This window comes from Micromonospora pisi (assembly GCF_003633685.1).
GTDB classification, from domain to species: Bacteria; Actinomycetota; Actinomycetes; order Mycobacteriales; family Micromonosporaceae; genus Micromonospora_G; species Micromonospora_G pisi.
This window is the reverse complement of sequence record NZ_RBKT01000001.1, coordinates 4,111,620-4,129,486: the sequence shown is the minus strand read 5'-3', so window position 1 is coordinate 4,129,486 and position 17,867 is coordinate 4,111,620. Positions and strand designations below refer to the sequence as shown.

20 protein-coding genes and 1 pseudogene are annotated in these 17,867 nt (G+C 65.9%); 7 read left to right on the top strand and 14 right to left on the bottom strand.

Features of this window, described 5'->3' with window-relative positions:
* Nucleotides 1-22: 22 nt before the first annotated feature.
* The 8 genes from BDK92_RS17470 to BDK92_RS17435 form a co-directional block, all read right to left on the bottom strand.
* Complete coding sequence (locus BDK92_RS17470; RefSeq protein WP_121157673.1) at nucleotides 23-1,210, bottom strand: tyrosine-type recombinase/integrase; 1,188 nt, start codon at nucleotides 1,208-1,210, stop codon at nucleotides 23-25.
* A complete protein-coding gene (locus tag BDK92_RS17465) occupies nucleotides 1,210-1,380 on the bottom strand; it encodes an excisionase family DNA-binding protein (protein ID WP_342775894.1) in 171 nt (56 codons plus the stop codon). Before BDK92_RS17465 ends, BDK92_RS17470 begins: the two co-directional genes overlap by 1 nt.
* Nucleotides 1,381-1,409: 29 nt before the next feature.
* Nucleotides 1,410-3,176, bottom strand: coding sequence for a replication initiator (locus BDK92_RS17460; protein WP_121157672.1), 1,767 nt, complete (start codon nucleotides 3,174-3,176; stop codon nucleotides 1,410-1,412).
* Complete coding sequence (locus BDK92_RS17455; RefSeq protein ID WP_121157671.1) at nucleotides 3,173-3,748, bottom strand: DUF2637 domain-containing protein; 576 nt, start codon at nucleotides 3,746-3,748, stop codon at nucleotides 3,173-3,175. The genes BDK92_RS17460 and BDK92_RS17455 overlap by 4 nt, the downstream gene beginning before the upstream one ends.
* Nucleotides 3,745-3,945 carry a hypothetical protein gene (locus BDK92_RS17450; RefSeq protein ID WP_121157670.1) on the bottom strand — a complete coding sequence of 67 codons (201 nt, stop codon included), beginning with the start codon at nucleotides 3,943-3,945 and terminating at the stop codon, nucleotides 3,745-3,747. Before BDK92_RS17450 ends, BDK92_RS17455 begins: the two co-directional genes overlap by 4 nt.
* Nucleotides 3,942-4,214, bottom strand: a complete 273-nt coding sequence (locus BDK92_RS17445; protein ID WP_121157669.1) for a hypothetical protein — start codon at nucleotides 4,212-4,214, stop codon at nucleotides 3,942-3,944. The genes BDK92_RS17450 and BDK92_RS17445 overlap by 4 nt, the downstream gene beginning before the upstream one ends.
* Complete coding sequence (locus BDK92_RS17440) at nucleotides 4,211-5,815, bottom strand: FtsK/SpoIIIE domain-containing protein (protein WP_121162317.1); 1,605 nt, start codon at nucleotides 5,813-5,815, stop codon at nucleotides 4,211-4,213. The genes BDK92_RS17445 and BDK92_RS17440 overlap by 4 nt, the downstream gene beginning before the upstream one ends.
* 309 nt (nucleotides 5,816-6,124) lie before the next feature.
* Complete coding sequence (locus tag BDK92_RS17435) at nucleotides 6,125-6,520, bottom strand: transcriptional regulator (protein WP_121157668.1); 396 nt, start codon at nucleotides 6,518-6,520, stop codon at nucleotides 6,125-6,127.
* A 139-nt stretch (nucleotides 6,521-6,659) separates the two neighbouring features.
* Between BDK92_RS17435 and BDK92_RS17430 the strand changes: the two genes are divergently transcribed.
* Nucleotides 6,660-7,502, top strand: a complete 843-nt coding sequence (locus BDK92_RS17430) for a GntR family transcriptional regulator (protein WP_121157667.1) — start codon at nucleotides 6,660-6,662, stop codon at nucleotides 7,500-7,502.
* Nucleotides 7,499-8,188, top strand: a complete 690-nt coding sequence (locus BDK92_RS17425) for an HAD family hydrolase (protein WP_121157666.1) — start codon at nucleotides 7,499-7,501, stop codon at nucleotides 8,186-8,188. The genes BDK92_RS17430 and BDK92_RS17425 overlap by 4 nt, the downstream gene beginning before the upstream one ends.
* A 97-nt stretch (nucleotides 8,189-8,285) precedes the next feature.
* Here BDK92_RS17425 and BDK92_RS38440 read toward each other — a convergent pair whose 3' ends face one another.
* The 3 genes from BDK92_RS38440 to BDK92_RS17415 are packed head-to-tail and all read right to left on the bottom strand — an operon-like array spanning nucleotide 8,286 to nucleotide 9,781.
* Nucleotides 8,286-8,639, bottom strand: a complete 354-nt coding sequence (locus BDK92_RS38440; protein WP_147457035.1) for a hypothetical protein — start codon at nucleotides 8,637-8,639, stop codon at nucleotides 8,286-8,288.
* Between the two features lie 30 nt (nucleotides 8,640-8,669).
* Nucleotides 8,670-9,137 carry an NUDIX hydrolase gene (locus BDK92_RS17420; protein WP_121157665.1) on the bottom strand — a complete coding sequence of 156 codons (468 nt, stop codon included), beginning with the start codon at nucleotides 9,135-9,137 and terminating at the stop codon, nucleotides 8,670-8,672.
* A 2-nt stretch (nucleotides 9,138-9,139) separates the two neighbouring features.
* A complete protein-coding gene (locus BDK92_RS17415) occupies nucleotides 9,140-9,781 on the bottom strand; it encodes an XRE family transcriptional regulator (RefSeq protein ID WP_246017093.1) in 642 nt (213 codons plus the stop codon).
* 386 nt (nucleotides 9,782-10,167) lie between these two features.
* Here BDK92_RS17415 and BDK92_RS38435 point away from each other — a divergent pair, with 386 nt between their 5' ends.
* From BDK92_RS38435 to BDK92_RS17405, 3 genes are all read left to right on the top strand, one after another.
* On the top strand, nucleotides 10,168-10,506 hold the full coding sequence (locus BDK92_RS38435) for a hypothetical protein (RefSeq protein WP_147457034.1): 339 nt from the start codon (nucleotides 10,168-10,170) through the stop codon (nucleotides 10,504-10,506).
* A gap of 463 nt (nucleotides 10,507-10,969) precedes the next feature.
* Nucleotides 10,970-13,195: a hypothetical protein gene (locus BDK92_RS38430; protein ID WP_147457033.1), complete on the top strand. Its 2,226-nt coding sequence runs from the start codon at nucleotides 10,970-10,972 to the stop codon at nucleotides 13,193-13,195.
* Between the two features lie 539 nt (nucleotides 13,196-13,734).
* Entirely contained in the window at nucleotides 13,735-14,007 is a 273-nt protein-coding gene (locus BDK92_RS17405; RefSeq protein WP_147457032.1) for a hypothetical protein, read from the top strand.
* Between the two features lie 280 nt (nucleotides 14,008-14,287).
* On the opposite strand, the gene BDK92_RS17400 is transcribed toward BDK92_RS17405, so the two are convergent.
* On the bottom strand, nucleotides 14,288-14,617 hold the full coding sequence (locus tag BDK92_RS17400) for a cupin domain-containing protein (protein WP_147457031.1): 330 nt from the start codon (nucleotides 14,615-14,617) through the stop codon (nucleotides 14,288-14,290).
* Between the two features lie 370 nt (nucleotides 14,618-14,987).
* On the opposite strand from BDK92_RS17400, the pseudogene BDK92_RS17395 reads away from it, so the two are divergent.
* A pseudogene (locus BDK92_RS17395) lies at nucleotides 14,988-15,348 on the top strand (hypothetical protein).
* A 24-nt stretch (nucleotides 15,349-15,372) separates the two neighbouring features.
* Here the strand turns inward: BDK92_RS17395 and BDK92_RS17390 are convergent.
* Nucleotides 15,373-16,116, bottom strand: a complete 744-nt coding sequence (locus BDK92_RS17390; protein WP_121162315.1) for a glycosyltransferase — start codon at nucleotides 16,114-16,116, stop codon at nucleotides 15,373-15,375.
* Nucleotides 16,113-16,805, bottom strand: a complete 693-nt coding sequence (locus BDK92_RS17385) for a UTRA domain-containing protein (RefSeq protein ID WP_246017092.1) — start codon at nucleotides 16,803-16,805, stop codon at nucleotides 16,113-16,115. The genes BDK92_RS17390 and BDK92_RS17385 overlap by 4 nt, the downstream gene beginning before the upstream one ends.
* 165 nt (nucleotides 16,806-16,970) lie before the next feature.
* Between BDK92_RS17385 and BDK92_RS17380 the strand changes: the two genes are divergently transcribed.
* On the top strand, nucleotides 16,971-17,846 hold the full coding sequence (locus tag BDK92_RS17380) for an LLM class flavin-dependent oxidoreductase (protein WP_121157659.1): 876 nt from the start codon (nucleotides 16,971-16,973) through the stop codon (nucleotides 17,844-17,846).
* The last annotated feature ends 21 nt before the right edge of the window (nucleotides 17,847-17,867 follow it).

Genomic DNA, 17,867 nt, shown 5'->3' with positions numbered 1-17,867 from the left:
CGAGACACCTTCGAGACATGACCTACGCACGGTTCTTGCCCGCCTCTTTGTCCTTGGCCTTCTTCTCCGGTTTGCTAGCCGCCGCCTTCTTAGCCTTCCTGCGCTCGGCCTTGACCGCGTCGCTCACCGCCTGGGCGATGGCCCGGTCAGCTTCGGCCGTCGCGTGCTGGTAGATCATCGCCGCCTGTGGCGAGTCGTGGCCCATACGCGCCATCAGCTCCCGAGTGCTCGCCCCAGTCCGCGCCGCGAGCGTGTTGCCGGTGTGCCGCAGATCGTGGAAGTGCAGCCCCGGCACACCGAGCTTGCCGACCGCCGCCGACCAGCCGATCAACTGGTTCAGGTTGCCCCGCCAGATCGGCCGCCCATTCGGCCCCGTGAAGACCAACGCCGTCGGGTCGTCGTCGACGTACGCGGCCAGGTGCGTGCGGAGCGCGGGAAGGATCGCTGCCGGCACCGACACCGTACGTAGACCTGCCCGCGACTTTGGCGGGCCGAGCACCAGACCCGCACCACGGATTTCGGTGTAGGTCTGGCGAACGCGGATCAGCCCCGAGTCTGCGTCAACATCCTGCCGTTGCAGCGCGGACACCTCGCCCCAGCGCAGGCAGGCGAAGGTGGTCACCAGCACGAGCGCCCGGTACCGGTCCTCCATCAACTCGGCGAGCTTTAGCGCCTGGCCCATGCTCAGGGTGGGCCGTTCCGCCGGCTTCTCCTGGTCGGCCCCCGGAATCCGGCACGGGTTCTTGCGCAGCAACTCGTCTTCGTTGACCGCCGTCGTCAGTACCGCCCGCAGCAGCCGGTACGCCTTCGCCGCCATGCTCACCGAGACACCGTTGCCGAGCAGATTCGCCCGCCACTCACGGATCAGCGCAGTGTCCAGCCGGCCGAGGTCGACCCCGCCGAGGTACGGGGCGATGTGCTTGCCGAGAGTCCAGCGGTACAGCGCCACCGTCCGGGGACGCAGGCCCGGCCGTTGGGTGATCCAACGGTCCGCGTAGTCGCCGAGCGTGACCTTCGCCCGCTCGGGATCGATCCACTCACCGCGCATCATCTGGGCTTCGATCATCGTCAGGTACCGGTCCGCGTCCGTCTTGCGCGCGAACGTGTCCGGGGCGGACCGCTGGCGCCCGTCGGGGCCGGGGTAGCGCACCTGGTAGCGGCCCGATTCTCGCTTCCGTACGCTGCCGAACCTCCGGCGCCCCGCCGCCATCAGGCCACACTCCGCAGGCCACGCCACACGTCGGTGACCGTGATCGACTCCACCCGGCCGGACTCGACGTGCGCCGCGAGGTCAACCGCCTTGATCCGTACGCTGCGCCCGAGCTTGTGGAACGGGATACGCCGCTCAGCGACCAGCCGGCGGATGTAGCGCTCACTCATCTGGATCCGCGCCGCTGCCTGCTCGATCGTCAAGACCTCGTCCACTGTGCCTCTCCCTCCCCGATGGTGCCGTTGCCAGTTGCCGAAAGATCGGAGGGTTGTCCCTGGGCGGCCCGGTCCTTGGCCGCGAGGAGTTCCGAGCGCCACCGGGCGCGTTCGGAGATGGAGCGCATGAGCCGGTGGGCGAGGGGTGTCACGTCCGGGTCGTGTGGTCTGGCGAGTTCCCACGCGTGCCGCATCCGTTCGACGGTGGCGCCCTGGGCGTGCTCGACCCCAGCGAGGTCGGTGGTGGCGCCGAGGAGTGCTTTCACCCAGGCGCGTGCGTCGTGTTTGTGGTCGGCGAGGGTTTTGCCGGACCAGTCGCGGGAGACGAGGATGCGCCGGCCGCCGATGCCGAGGGTTTCCCGTTGGTGGACCTTGCCTTTGCAGCGGCCGGGCTTGAGCTTGGCGTGTGCCTTCTTCGGCTGGATGCCGTAGAGGAGCCAGTTGGGGCACCGGTCGGTACAGGGTGTGATCTGGAGTTGGTGCCAGAGCCGGTCGAGGTGGCGTTGCTGCCGGTCGGTGGTGATCTTGTGGCAGTCGCCGGTGGCTTTGGTGATGTACTTCGTGACGTACCGGATGGTTCGTTCGGCGTCGGCGGTGCCGGGCATGACGCCGCGTGCGTCGACCTGGGCGCCGAACCGGACGACGTGTACGGGTTCGGCTTCTTCGTCCTGGTCGAGCGCGTCGAGGGCTTCGGTCCAGGTGGTCAGCGGTTGCAGGGTGTCCGGGTCGATCCAGGCCGAGGCTTGCTCGTCCCAGATTGGTAGCCGGTTGCGGTTGTAGAGCTGTACGCCCACGCTCGGCCACCACACCTGGTGGTACGTGGCCGCCGCCACGGTGCGGAGGGTGTCGCGCGGGATGGTGCCCCGGATGGCGAAGTGGGCGTGTGGGGCGAGGCGTCGTTGGGGCTCGACGCAGCCGGCGTACTGGACGTTCCAGCCTTCGCAGCGGCGGAGGTTCTGCCAGAACCGGTCGAGGAGTCGGGGGAAGTGGACCGCGTCCCAGGCCGCGCGGCGGTAGTCGTACCGGTCGGGGTTTACGGGTGTGCCGTCGGAGAGGACCGGGCCGTAGGAGTCGAGGGTGAGGGTCAGCCACATCGACGGCTGGTAGGTGCTGCCGTCCGGTGCCTTGTACGTCTTGCCGACCGTGCGGGCTTCGACCTTGCGACGGGGTAGGTCGGGTGCGTCCTGCCGCCGCCTGGTTGAACGCTTCCGCCGGGGGCCGTTGTCGTCGTCGGCCTGGTCGTCACCGTCGACGTGGTGCGGTGGGCCGACTCGGCCGCGTAGTCCTTCCGCCGCGATGGCCTCTTCCACCTCTTGGATGGCCTCGTCGAGGTCGGCGACCTGGTCCCACTGCGACGAGCGGACGGCTTCGTCCCGGGCAAACTCGAAGTGTGCCCGCAGCACGATCAGCGCTTTCTGTTCCTCCGTCGCAGGTTCCGGTGGAGGTGAAGGCTCGTCGGACCGGTGCCAGCCTTCCCGGATCTGCGCCTGCCGCAGTCTCCGGTTCTTCTTCGCGCACGGCGGGCACTTGTCCTCACGGGTCGCCCCGCACGGCAGGTCGATGACCTCGGTCAGGCCCGTGTCGAGGTCGGTTCGGCGCATGGGAAGTGGTCGGATGCAGACGCCGTACTCGGTGGCGATGTCCCGGAGTACGTCGATGGAGCGAGGGAGCGCCATCCGGGCCGCCCGTGATCCGGGTCGGGGTGGTTCGGAGGTTGCCGGTTCGAGGCCGGGCAGGGTGGGGGCGGTCATCGGATCACCCCGACGACGCCGGGCCGGGTGGGGTGGACCACGCCCAGGGGAGGCAGGACCGCCGAGGCCGCTGGGCGTGCCGGTGGAGCGACGGGCGCGTAGATGACGGGTTCCCGTACTGGTTCGGGGTCGACCGTGACGGGTTCCGGGTTGGGTTCGTCGACGGCCTCCAGGCCCTCATCGGTGGCGACGGCGGGAGCAGCGGGAGCGCTGGACAGGACGACCTTGACCAGGGCGAGGAAGGCGAGGGAGGGGACGGCGGCGACGATCCAGCCCCAGACGGTGGGTTCGGCTTCGGCGACCTGGGCGGCGAGGGAGAGCAGGGAGAAGGCGACGAGGAGGACGCCGACGAACCCGACCGGCCGACCAGCACGCCGCCGGGAGCGGATCTCCAGGCCGAGGTAGATGGCCATCAGTTCGACGGCTACGGCGTTGGCCCAGCCGATCCAGTTCGGCTGCCCGTGCGCGACGGTCAGATCATGTACGTGGGTGAAGGCAGCAGCCCCGGCCATCCCGCCGATGGCGAGCAGGATGAGCACCTTGACCGCGTTCTCAGCGCGTTGGCGGATCATCGGTCACCCCCGGCGGGACGGGTGCGGATGGTGATGTGGATACGGATACGTCGGCCGTTCATGTCCCGGCGTCGGAGGACCATGTGGGCGATGCCCTGGAGCGCGGCGGCGGCTTGGTCGGGTGGGCCGACGAGTCGGATGCGCAGCGGCCGGCGCATCAGGTTGACCAGGAACTTGACTCGGTTGAGGGGTGTCATGGCTGGTACCTCCCGGCCGGTCGGATGGTGGTGTGGATGTGCTCGGGTGGGTCGCCGAGGGTCACGACGGCTTCGGAGAGGCAGCGCCAGAGGGTCCACGCTTCGTCGGCGGTGAGGTACATGCGTCGCCGGCCGCCGCCGACGGCGAGGTAGACGGGGTACGGGTCGGGCCGGTCGGGGTCGACGCGTACGGAGACAGCGGTGTCCGAGTCGGTGCCGTTGGGTGCTCGGAGCCGGTAGAAACGCCGGGCGTTCGGGGTGGTGGTCACCGCGGCTCACCTCCCCGCTTGTCGGTGTCGCGGTTGAGGAGCTTCAGCAACGTGTCCGGGATCAGCGGCCCGGCCACCGGTCGCCGGGGCAGCGGGACGCGGACAGGTTCGGTGGCGGTTTCGCGGCCGACCTGGGCGAGGATGTCCGCCGCATCGGCGGGGGCCGGGTACTCCCGTGCCATGTCCCGGATCTGCTCGTCGGTCAGGTAGGAAAAGCGGACCCGCATCGGTTCCGGGGTGCCGTCGAGGATGACGTAGCCGACACCTTTCGCCCAGCGCGGCATCTGGTCGGCCAGTGCTCCCCGGTCGCGTGCGCCGTCGCCGAGGATCATGTCCACATGGGATTCCTCGGTGAGGCCGAGCGCGATCCGGGTCGGGAACAGGTCCCGGAACGGCAGCACCTCTTTGCGCGGGTCCTGCAACGCGGCCACGACCAGGACCCCGACGCCGGCACCCTGCGACAGGAGCATCCCCAGCGAGGCCGCGATGCGCTTACGCAGCTCCCCGTCTTGCAGGTACGCGGTCAGCGCCGCCATTTCGTCGATGACGACCACCACCAGGGGGTCATCCACGGTCGGTGTGTGCACCCGGACGTTGCCCGCCAGCCGGGTCTGTCGCTCGCGCATCACGACTACGGCTTCGTCCAGCAGGTCCGCCATCGCTTCGAAGGACTTGCAGGCGAACCGGGCGAACATCGGCCGCCCGAGCGCGAACTCCATCCCGCCCTTCGGGTCGATCACCCACAGCCGGACCAGCCCGGAGGCGACCCCGCCGGCGAGGGACCGGACGAGGGACCAGAGCACCGAGCCCTTACCGCGTCGGGTGGCGCCGCCGATCAGGACGTGAGTGGCGAGCAGGTGCAGGCACCAGGTACGCAGGTCTTCTCGCCGGGCCAGCGGCAGAGCGGTGAAGTCCGGCACCGTCGGTACGGGGAACGGCGGCACGATCGTCCGCAGCGCATCCGTACGCACCAGGACCAGGTAGACCACCGTCGGGCGGTCCCGGAACCGCACCCGGTCGACCAGCCGCAGCAGCCACGCCCACCGGCCGGTACGGGTCGGGGCATCGTCGGGCCGTTCGGAGTACACCCGTGCGTACCGCCGGCCGAACGCGTACGCCAGGTTCGCGGTCACCCGTTGGAAGTCGGTCGGGGTCTGACCGCGCACCATCCGAATCGTCAGCACATCGAGGGCTTGATCCGACCGCACCGACAGCAGCTCGGGCAGGACGGTCTGATGGTCGTACGTGCTGGCCAACCCGCACAGCGTCATGGCCTCCCGCCAGACCCGCCGGTAGACGAACGCCTGCCGGAACCGGCCGAGCAACGGACCCGCCAGCCACGTCCACCAGGACGGTTCGTGCTTCCACCGCCATACCGCCGAGCCCGCGCCGGCCAGGACCAGCGGCACCAGCAACCCCGACCAGCCGTAGTCGACGTAGACCGCGATGACGAAGCAGGTCGAGGTGGTGGCGATCGGGTGCCGCAGGCACCACCACACCGCCTTACCGACCCACCGGGCGAGCAGGCCGAGGATCACCGCCCAGACCGGCAGCTCGAACCGCTTTGGCCGAAACACCACGAAGTCCCCGCCCGTGGTCATCACCACCTGGCCCCGAGGCCGCCGCCCGATCATCGGCCACCCCGCAGGGACACGAACCGGCCCGAGGCATCCCCCACCGGAGGCAGCGGAAGAACAAGCTGGTCGACGCAGAGCGGGCAACGGCCATCCGTGCCGCCGTTGGTCGGGTCGTAATTTGCCTGGCACACGCCGCACCGCACCCGCTTTTGGGCAGGCTGGCGCCTACGCTTGGACACGTTGGAACCTCTCCTCAGAGATGGGGGAAGGGGAAAACGGAGGGCGGGGCTGCCGTCCGCCAAGACCAGACAGCCCCGCCCGTACCTGATGCGGCTACGCCGCCGCCTTGCTCGTCACGCCCGCCGGAGCGCGCATCCCGGTCGCCCGCAGCGAGTACGCCATCCGACCGTTGCTCGCCACGTACGGCGTGACCGTCATCCCGTCGAACTCCACCGCCTCGAACGGCGTACCCGTCGGCGGCACCGGCTGGTAGTCAGCCGAGATCTTCACCGTCGTCTCCCGCGACCGCTTTCCCAACTCCGGGTCCAGGTCCATCACCCGCACCTGCCACACCCGCTGACCAGTCACCTTGTCCTTCGCCGGGGACCGACGGCCCGTCTTCTCATCGAAGTCCTCCACCTCGCCCATCGACTCGGGCACCAACGCGCACCCCGCCGGGAACACGTCCTCACACCGGACCGAAAACCTCGTTCCGCCCCTGAGAGCCATCTGCTCAGACCTCCACTATCTGCCTGGCTATCCTGACTAGCCAAGCGGTGTGGATCAAAGGTAGGTCGGCTTGGCTAGTCATGTCAACAGATAGATCGAAAACTTTCCTAGCTTGGCTAGTCAGCGGTATCGTCCGCGCATGAGTCTTGACCCCGACGACCCCCGGACACCGTCACAGCAGATCGCGGCAGCCCTGCGCGCCGAGATCAAGACCGGCAAGTTCGCCCCCGGCGAGAAGCTGCCCTCGCAACACGACTTGGTCGAGCGGTTCAGCGTCGCCCGCGAAACGATCAAAGCCGCCCTCCGCAAGCTCCAGGAGGAACGGCTGATCGTCACCCGCCAGGGCAGCGGTACCTTCGTACGAGCCAACACCGAACGCCCCGTCGGCCTACGCCCGCACGTCGAGCGTGCCTTCGAGGCCACCCACGTCACGATCGACTTCGCCGGCTTCTCGGGTGAGACGCTCTACAACGCGATCCAGGAAACCCTGGACAAGGTACGCATCGGCCGGCTCACCCCGGAGTCGATCCGGCTGCGCGTTCTCATCTCCGACATGACCGCCCCGATGGCGATCCCGTGCCGCGCCGAGGACCAGGCCGACGACCCCGCCATCCGCGCCCGCGCCCAGCGCATCACCGACCGGTCGATCCACGCCGTCATCGACGCCGTCCAGGAACTCGCCGACCTGGACCTGGTCAAGAGCGCGTCAACCGAGGTACGCGTCCACAAGGCCGCCCCGTTGTTCAAGCTGTTCGTCATCAACGAGGAAGAAGCGTTCTTCGGCTTCTACCCCGTCGTCGAACACACCGTCACCATCGACGGCAAGCCGATGGCCATCTACGACGCCATGGGCAAGGACGCCATCCTCTTCCCGTTCACCCCCAGCGACGAGGACTCCTCCAACGACGCCCTCTACGTCGAGCAGGCCCGCGCCTGGTTCGACAGCATGTGGCGCACCATCGCCCGCGAGTACACGTCGTGACCCGCCCCAACCTGCGCACCATCGCCGACCGCACCCGCTACGTGCTGCTCGACTTCGACGGCCCCGTGTGCAGCATCTTCGCCAACTACCCCGCCCCCACCGTCGCGACCGAGCTGCGACGCCTCCTCGTCGACCAGGGCGTGACCCTCCCCGAGCACATCCAGACCGAGGCGGACCCGTTGGCCCTGCTCCGGTTCACCGCCACCCTGAACCAGCCGACCATCACCCGCCGCATCGACGACGCACTCCGAACCGCAGAAGTCACCGCGGCTGCCACCGCCGAACCCACCCCGTACGCACGCGAAGTCATCGTGACCGCCCATCAGACCGGCCGACGCGTCGCCGTCGTCTCCAACAACTCGGCCGAAGCCGTACGCGCCTATCTCAGCGCCCGACGCCTCACCGACTACATTCACCCGATCATCGGCCGAACCCACGGCCAGCCCGACCAGATGAAGCCCAACCCGGCACCGGTCCTCACCGCCGTCCGCGACCTGCACGCCGACTCCGAGCAATGCGTCCTCGTCGGCGACTCCGAGAGCGACATCGAAGCCGCCCAGGCCGCCCGGGTCACCGCCATCGGTTACGCCAACAAGCGCGGCAAACGCACCCGCCTCGCCAAAGCCGAAGCCATCATCGGCAGCATGGCCGAACTCGCCACTGCTCTTGCTGGCGAGGAGCTATAGCGCGCGTACCTCACGTTCACAGGCGCCCCGGTCCGATCGCAGGAGCCGGGGCGTTCAACTGTCTCCGGTCAACACGCTGCACGAGTCATACGACGACTTATGGATCTTCACGCTTGAGCATGGCTTGATGCATGGCCTCTAACATCGCTTTGAAGTCGGTGAGGCTGAGCGTCGTGTCTGCATAATTGTTGAAATGCCAGCTGACCCGCACAACGCTTGAGTCGACGAGATCGAAATCAAGCCCTTCGCATCCTCCGGCGAAGTCCGGATCTATTGCCGCACCCTCTACCCAAGCTTCCGTGAACCTTGCAAGCCATTTCGAGCTATGAAGGTCATCAGCAAGGAACTCCGTCGCCGCAATTAACGCTTCGCTCGCTGCGGGGTAACGCCGCGCTTCCCACCAGCCATCGGAATCGGGCGAAAACTTCCAGCGCGGCCTCTTCAGGGTCACAAAATCACCACTTCCGGCAAGTCGCCGAATTTAATCGACATGTGGCAGCCGGCCGTCGAGGTAGTCCACGATCTGCCGCCGCATTGTCGGGTGGATGTCCAGCGCCGCCAGCTCGTCCGGCGGGAACCAGCCCACCTCGCTTGCCTCGTCGTTTGCGGCCGGGACGCCGCCGATTGGGCGCGCCAACAGAGTCACTTCGTACTCCTGGCGGACCTCGCCGTCGGTGTAGGCCACGATGTGACCGGGGTCGGAGTAGACGCCAAGGATGCCGATCACCTCAACGTCAACACCAGTCTCCTCCCGGGTCTCCCGGACCGCGCACTGGGTCGGAGTTTCGCCGATCTCCATCTTGCCCATCGGCAACGCCCATTGACCGGTGTCGCGGCGCCGTTGAAGCAGGATCGCGCCCTGGTCGTCGACCGCCAGGACCCCACACGCCGGTACGAGCGTATTTGCCTTCGGTGCGTTCGGGTCGTTCCAGTACTCGACACGTCCCACGCTCAGACCTCCGTACCCAGCCACGGCATCGCGGTAGCCCACACCCGCTCGAAGCTACTCACGTAGTGATCAAACAGGCTGCCACCATCGACCTTACGGAGATGGAACGTCGGATTGGCGCTGGCCGCCTCACCGTACGCGTGCGGGTTCGTCAGGATCTCGTCGTCGTACCGGAACAGGCTGTTGTAGAGGGTGGTCGGGTGCAACCGGATTTCGCAGCCGTCCATCCCCGCGATGTCCCGGTAGTACGTCAGCGACGCCCGGATCTTCGCAGCGAGCGTGCCGCCTAGGCACTCCTCCCGGTCCCGGACCGTCACCGCATCGCTGTTCGGGTCGCCGAAGCAGAGCCGCACCTGCACACCGGCCGACAGACGATCAGCGAGCATCCGGGCGACGCGCGGCTGTATCTGCGCGAAGAAGGTCCCGGAGAAGACCAGCACGTCCACCCGTTCCTGCGCCTCGGTCAACAGCCGTAGCCACGTCTCACGCGGAACCGACGCCCGATCCGGAAACACCTCGATCAGCTCTGCCCTGCTCGCCTCGCCCCGCTTGGCAGCAACCGAAGCGAGCACGTCAGGCCAGAGGTACGCCTCTTCCGCACCCAGTCGCCGCGCCGTCGTCCACCGATGCCGTCGGTGTGGCACTCGGCCCAGGCTGATCCACCGCTCGACTGTCTTCGGATCGACGCCGCACTCACCGGCCAAGTCCTCAACCGCGACGCCCCGTCGCACCATTACCGTCCGCAGACGTTCATTCATATCTCTATTGGACGTTCCCCCGACGGGACGTCGCAAGGCCGTCACAGGACGTTTCGCGAAGGCCCTAGACGTTCGCGAGGGGTCTGCCAGGGCAGGCGCGACGTACGAGCCGTCGCCGGTTGACTACCCAACGTCGTACGACAACGGCCCTGCTCTCGTGCTCGCCGCAAGGGCCGCGAGGGCAGGTGCGTACGACAGCACCAGTCGGGGTGCGGGTCAGGTCCCCCGCCGGCACCCGCACCCCGACCGCAACGACGCCAAGGAGCCAGAACGTGACTGATGCACGCTATGCAAGCGGTCCGCCACCAAGGAACTCAATCACGCCAACCGCGACCCAGCGCCCACTACCGCTCGTGGACCTGTCACAGCCCGACTCGCGATTCGTCATCCACATCCCTTTCAAGGCCCCCACGCTCGGGACCGCGCTCGGAGTGGCCGAAAGGCTCGCAGATTTCCTCACCTTCATTCCGGAATTCGATTCGACCGACACCGCCGTTAGTCTCGAAGACGATCAACTCAATCAGCACCCCGTCTATTGCGGCACCATCATTCCCACTCAGGGGCGATGCCTCTACCTTTACGGTCACACCGATCCATGTAGCACCACTTAGGGGCTAGGCTCTCGTGAGCTTCACTGTGCGCCACCCAGAATCGAGGAGTCGAGAAATATGCTCGCGCCGATGAGTGAGCCAAGACCTCGGCTTGTTAAGGTCACCTTCAATCTCACTTTCGTCACCAACGAGGCTCTGACTCGGCTAGCCGCAGGCCAGGGTGGCACCCGGACTGAAGCGCTAAATCGCGCAGTACGAATGGCTTCCATGATTCAGAAGTTAGCTCCAGATGGTCATTTTAAAGTTGTATCGGCGGATGGTTCCGAAAAATGCGTTTATCTGGTCTAGGGCTAATTTGAGAGACCTGGCCACGTCGATAACCTTGCCGGGGGCTCGCTAGTCAGAGAATGTCAGGTATAGCCGTTTTGGCAACCATTTTTCCATACGCTACATATGTTCTGGATTATGTCGACGATCATCTCGGATGTCACATTTGATCTTTAAGATGTAATACAGTCCTGGGGTGAGTGAAAACACACCCCTCGTTGACTTGGTTCGTCAGCTACCCATGTCGACGCTCGAATTGGTTCAGACGGGCGTCGATAGAAGTTTCGAGCTTCGTTCTGGGCAGCCAGAGAATTATGTGTGGCCGGATATGATGTCCGATCACGATCTGACAAAATACCACGTTATTCTGGTGACGGCGCCGGGTGCGATGGGAAAGTCGATGGCGGCTCGGGCATTGGCGCATGAACTATCGGCGCCGATAGTGGATCTGAGCCGCTTGCCAGTGGGTAGCGATAGCCTGACGGGCCTTCTCGCGCGTGTTTTGGGCTGGGAACAGGCGCCCTTATTTGTCAACTCGCTACGCACGGGAAAAGGTGCCTTGGTGCTGGATGCGCTGGATGAGGCGCAGTTGGCGGCTGGGCGAGAACACTTCCTTGCATTCCTGGCAAATATCGCCAACCTATTAGGAGGGCATGCTCCTGCCGGCCAGGTAGTCGTTTTTGGTCGCCGTGATACAGTGGAGACTGCATATCTAGCCTTGGACGATCTGAACCTCAAGTCTACGGTTGTCAGCATTGCACCGCTAACCTACCGTCAAAGCGTTGAGCTTATTGACCTAGAACTGGATAATAAGCGGTTGGCGGATGCTCCATTTCGAGTACACAGGACTCATCCTATCCCCTTCGGGAAAATGCGGGATGAGGTCCTCGGTGGTATCGCGACCGCGATCGGAGCACAGTCCTTCGAAACGGTTGCCAGTATTTGGCCCTTTGTGGCGGACTTCCTTGGTTATCCGCCCGTACTGCTGGTCTTGGCGGAACATTTGCTTGTAGACAACCCGAGCAACGCTCCTATCGTCAAGGGATTCGGCCTCTCGGCCTCGGCAGAGAAGTCGCAGCGGGGTGCGCTTTTGCGCGAAGTGGTCGAAGGGATTCTTGATCGGGAGACACGGAAGGCGCAGGCGCAACTAGCCGAGCTATTGGTAGGGCCAAGTGGTTATCTGGTATCTCTCTACAAGAGGGATGAGCAAATCATTAGGCTACTCGAGTATGTTACCGCGAGTGAAGTAGACATCATACCTCCAGCTGGCCTATCGTCGGCCGATCGGGAAAAGTATGATGAACGCATTCTGACGTTTCTTCCTGATCACCCCTTCCTGCGTCATCGTATGTTCGCCAATACCGTATTTAGTGATTACGTTCGAGCGTTTATTGCGACTGCTCCCTTGCGTGAGATACAAGGGATGGCTCGACCGGAACTACTAGCGGCATGCCCTCCGCCGGGGCCATTTTTCGCGCATTTCGTTCATGCCCTATCTCGCGAGATTCCGTTAGATCGTGCCCGCGAAAATGTCGGGGATCCGATCGCTTGGATAGCCGAGGAACATGTCAATGACGCGATGAAGTCCCACGTTGCAGGTGCGACCGGGGATCCCATGGCATATATTTCTTGTGTTGGGGATCTAACTTCGCTGACTCTCGTGGAAGAGGACCCTGAAACGGGGCTAGCCAACTCGACTCTTGCTTTCAAGTTGACCAATATCAGTGGTGTTCTGGAAATCTTCTCACCTGTCTCTCGTTGTGTAATCATTTCCCACCATGGAGTTGTTCTTGCGGCAAGAGGTGACGAGGTCGAAGTCGGTCCGCGCGTGTTTGTGGTGGCGGAGACTATAGAATTCGGAGGGAAACGGTTGGCTGTTTCCCCTGATAGCCGCCAAGGGGTCGCCAGCGTCATTTTGGTTGCAAACGAGGCTAAGCATGATCCTAAGATCGTTGTGAAGGCGTATGCTTCGGAAGCCCTGTGGGTGCACTGGAGTAGTGCTTGGCATCAGTGGAAGCAGTACTTGCGTACGGATGTATTGCCTTCTTCTAGTGATATTCTTGACCCTAAATCGGTCTTTCAAGTTCTGTTTGCTCTACGTCGAATCCTTCGGGCGTTCCATCGTGGCGCGCAAAATAATCCGATGATTTACTGGGAAATGCTGGACAGATTGGTTGTTGGAGAAAATCGAATTTACGCGGCAACGCTGCGCGGACTTGTCTCCTTGAATCTAATATCCAGGGTGTCGGCTTCGTACAAGCTGCACCTCGAAGAGCTTGGAAAGTACGGGGTCAGTTGGGCTTCCGTGAACGGGCCGAATTTCGCCCACGCTCTCAATAAGTTGCATGCTGAGGTGTGCGGTATTCCTGAAGTGTTTGAGCTAATCAAGTGGCGGAAACGAGATGCGCCTGGTGGTGAATGACGGTTGTTCGGTTGCAGTCGTTGCCGAATAGATCTGTATTGAATCAAGGCGCCCGCGCTCCGCGCGGCGCGGGCACGGTGTGCCGCCCGGCGAGATCCGCCCCGGACGCCTTCGGCGCCGGGGCGGTAAGCCGCCGAGAGCCGCCGGAACGGCCGCGCCCGCCGACTGGCTCGGCCGCTACGGTCGCAGCGTGGCTGACCCCATCGAACTGACGCTTGACCGAGCAACTGCCGAGAATCTTCGTGACGCCCTCTACGACCTAGGCGAGCACTTGGCCGCCGGCCGCCCGATCCTTCCGATGCCCGCCGGAGCCAGTTCCCGGCTCGGTACCTTGCTCCGCGACCTCGATGTACAGCTCGGTGGGCCAGGCAGGTTCTCGTAGCTCCGTACCCAGCCAGACCGGTACGGAAGCCGGCGGGGCTGGCCGTCGTCGTGGTCCGGGCTTCCGCCTGCCGCGCCAGTCCAAACCCCGGACTGGCTTGCCACCGGGTCCTCACCGCGGCCAGCCGACCAACTCGCGGCGCGTAGCGTCTATCGCCGTGGAGTACGCCGCCGGACCACCCTCGCGATGGCTTGTCGACCTGAAAACGGGGAATCAGATGGAGCTATGGGCCGACGCCTATAGCGTGCAGGACGGGCATTACCTGTTCGGCATTCTGGTCGACGCGTCACCGGAGGAGCTGTCGGAGGTGACGGTGACGTCCTGGCCCTCGCCGAAGCCCGGCCGCGTGGAAATACTGGTGGCAAAGATCCCGGCGTCCGAGGTCGTTCAGGTCGAGAGTGGCCCTACCGACGGGCAGCGGTCGCGGTAGCGGGGCATACGTACGCGAGCGGCGTACCGGGCCACCCACGGGCCATAAGCCGGTGTAACTCCAGGCCGAACCAGGCCACCGGGGACCATGTTGACCAGGCGAATCGCCGTACCAGGACCAGTCTTGGTCCAATTCCCAAGCTGACAGTGCGGGTTCGATTCCCGTCACCCGCTCCACGCGAAAGGCCCTGGTCAGGACATGAGTCCCAACCGGGGCCTTCAATGTTCCAACCCGTGGCCTGGTCGGGCCATCCACGAGCGATCGGCGTTGAAGGCGAACGCTACAACGCCGCCGCCATCTCGATCACCACAGCAGTGATGTCGGCAACCGCTCTGGTGGTGTGCTCCTCACCGGCGAGCCACACCACCGCCTGCCCGGCACCAACGTTTTCCCAATCACCACTACCGGCCTGCACGACACCATGTCCTGCCGTGATCACCAGGAGCTGGTCCACCGGCGCGGGATGACGGCCGACCTCACCACCCGCTGCCACGTGCAGCACAGTGACAGCGACTGCCTCTCCACGAAACAGTGCTTGAGCCGTAACGCCGACGCTGCCGTATGCCTCTGCTGGTTGCCCTGCCGAGACATCGAACGACAAGATTTCCACGCCGCAACAGTAAAGGGATTTCACCCACGACTCACGCCCTGTCAGCCTCGACGAGGCCCATGGGGACGACTGCGAGGATCGCTGCGTGGAGCCACCGCGGGTAGCTGACAGCCGGTTTCCGGCATCATCGGCGTGATCCGTCTGGCGTCACCCCGGCACTGATCCTCATCGCGGCTTCGGTAATCGGTGGCGCCCGGGCCATCAGTGCCGGAGGCTGGTGGCTCCTGAGGCTGGTGGTGATGGCCTTCGTCCTCGCGATCGGTGCGGCGGGACTGGTTCAGGACGTGACCAAGCGAAAGCGTGACAAGCGAGGCGACCCGATCGACTGATCGTCCCTCGGGTGCAACTGCCGTAGGTGGAGGAAACGTCCATGGTGGAGAGCGACGCCCTCGGGACGACGACGGAGTTGTGGCGTCCGACCGGACCGGAAGAGCTTGATCTCGTACGGGAATCGGGTTGGTGCTCGTGGCCACCGCGCCTGCCGGATCAGCCGATCTTCTACCCGGTCCTGAACGAGGAGTACGCGATCATGATCGCCCGGGACTGGAACGTCCCGAGTTCAGGCGTCGGGTACGTCACCCGGTTCCACGTCGACGCGGAGTTCCTGACCCGCTATCCCGTACGGCGGGTCGGTGGTGAGAGCATCCTCGAACTGGGTGCCCGCCGAGGAGTTGGACGAGTTCAACCGCCACATCGTCGGCCCGATCGAGGTCGTACACGAGTTCCGCTGACGAGCCCGCGTGCAGGCGCGCGGGTCAGGTGAGCAGGTCGCGGATGGCGTGGGCGCGGGCCTCGACGACCCGCATCCGGGCGGTGTGCTCGGCCGGTTCACGGTGGGTCGCCTGGCTGGTCATCTGGCCGGGCCACTTCCGGTAGAGCAGGCCGGGTTCGGCGATGAACCAACCGGGGCTGATGGTGTTCGCGGCGAGCAGCAGGCCGGTGTCCTCGGAGGCGGGTAGCGCCATCCAGCCACCGAGGGCGAGCAGGAGTTCCGTACGGATGCAGAGGGTCGCCGGGTGCACCGGCAGCCCGTAGTCGTTCGCCTGCCAGAAGGCGAGCACGTCACCCGGGTTGATCAGCCCTTCGGGCGGGTTCTGCGGCCACTGCTCGGTGGAGCCGTCGGGGAGCAGGTCGAGCGCCCCGGCGGTGGTCCAGCCGACACCCGGTTCACCGGTCAACACCGCGATGTCCCGGGCGAGCGCGCCGGGTGTGAGCTGGTCGTCGGCGTCGAGCACCTTGATCAGTTCTCCCTCGGCCCGGGACAGGGCGAGGGTACGGGCGACGCCCGGCCCGCCGGGTCGGCCGCTACCGGGGCTGATCCGGGGATCCATCTCGGGGAGCTGGTCGACCAGGAGCGCGTCCTGCCCGTCCTCCTGGACCAGCCACTGCCAGTCCCACCCGTCCGGCATCTCCTGCCCGACCAGAGACTCGTACGCCCCGGCGAGGTAGCCGAGGCTGGGCCAGTGCACCGGGGTGATGACCGAGACGACCCGGGTCACCGCTGCCACCTTTCCAACGGGGTCGAGTAGGCGAGTTCCGTCCGGTCACCGGCGAAGACCACGTCGGCGACCTCGACCACCCTGCCGTCGGTGTCGATCGAGGTTTTGCGTACGGCCAGGACCGGATCACCGGGGGCGAGGTCGAGCAGGTCGGCCTCGTCGCGGGACGGGGGTCGGGCGCGTACCTCGTCGACGATCCGGTCCAGTTCGATGCCGAGGGTGAAGAGCTGGTGTTGCGTACCGCCGGGCCAGGGTTCGTTGGCGGGGTCGAGCAGCGCCGGATTCGTCGCGGCGAGTTCGTACGGCAGGTAGGAGTGCGAGACCGAGAGTGCGGCGCCGCGCTGGCGTGAGCTGGTCCAGTAGATCCGGCGCAGCAGCGGCGTGCCGGTACGCAGACCGAGGGCGGCGGCCAGGTCCTCGTCGGCCGCGATCCGGTCGTACTCGCTGTGGAAGCGCAGGTCGGCGGTTTCCAGTCCGGTGTCGTGCTCGGTGCCGCCGGTTTCCCGCCGCCCCGCCTCGTCGAGCAGCACCCGGTCCTTCTCCCACTGGTACCGCTCGGTGTTGTCCCGTCGTACCCGGGGCCGGGGTGTCGGGTCTCCGTCCCGGGGTGCGGGGTCGCCGGTCGGGGAGGCGTTTACTGGAACCTCGGCGGGCTGCGGATGGCGCGGGCGCCGGTCGTGGGCGATCACCCGACCGACGCTACCGGTCCGGGCACCGATCCGCCCGCTATGCGCGTGCTTCACCCCGTGTCATCCGATCTGAGGTGATGTAGGTACCCGTCGGTGGTGGGGGCCACCCCGGGGGTCGCCAGCGCTGGGCCGCCCTGGTCGGAGCGAGGCCGTAGGCTTCCGATCATGCGCGTGGGTATCGTCATCCTCCAGGACCAGCGGTGGTCCGAGTCGAAGCGCCGGTGGCGCCAGGCCGAGGCGTGGGGTTTCGACCACGCCTGGACGTACGACCATCTTGGCTGGCGTGACCTGGTGGACGGACCGTGGTTCGACTCCGTTCCGACGCTCACCGCGGCGGCGATGGTCACCGAGCGGATCAAGCTCGGCACCCTGGTCGCCTCCCCGAACTTCCGGCACCCGGTGCACTTCGCCCGCGAGGTGACCGCGCTGGACGACATCTCCGACGGGCGGGTGCTGCTCGGTCTGGGCTCCGGCGGGATCGGGTTCGACTCGGCGGTGCTCGGCGGCGAGACGTTGCCGCCCCGGCAGCGGGTGGACCGGTTCAGCGAGTTCACCGAACTGCTCGACCTGATCCTGCGCCAGGACCGGGTCGACTGGCGGGGCGAGTGGTTCACCTCGGTCGACACGCGGAACAACCCGGGCTGCGTACAGACGCCTCGGGTGCCGTTTGTCGTCGCCGCGAACGGGCCGCGTGCGATGAGGCTGGTCGCGCGGTTCGGTCAGGGCTGGGTCACCACCGGACTCGGCGGGGACGACATGGCGGCCTGGTGGCGTACGGTCGTCGAACTCAGCGGTCAGCTCGACCGTACGTTGGAAGCCGCCGGCCGCGACCCGTCCACCCTGGACCGCTACCTGTCGCTGGACGCCGCACCGGTCTTCTCCCTCTCCAGCGCCGGGTTCTTCGCCGACGCGGTCGGCCGGGCGGCGGAACTCGGCTTCACCGACGTGATCACTCACTGGCCCCGTGAGTCGAGTTGGTACGCCGGGGACGAGGCCGTGCTCGAAGAGGTGGCGACCGAACTGCTGCCCCAGTTGCGTTAGGCCGGTCCTCCCCCGGCTGCC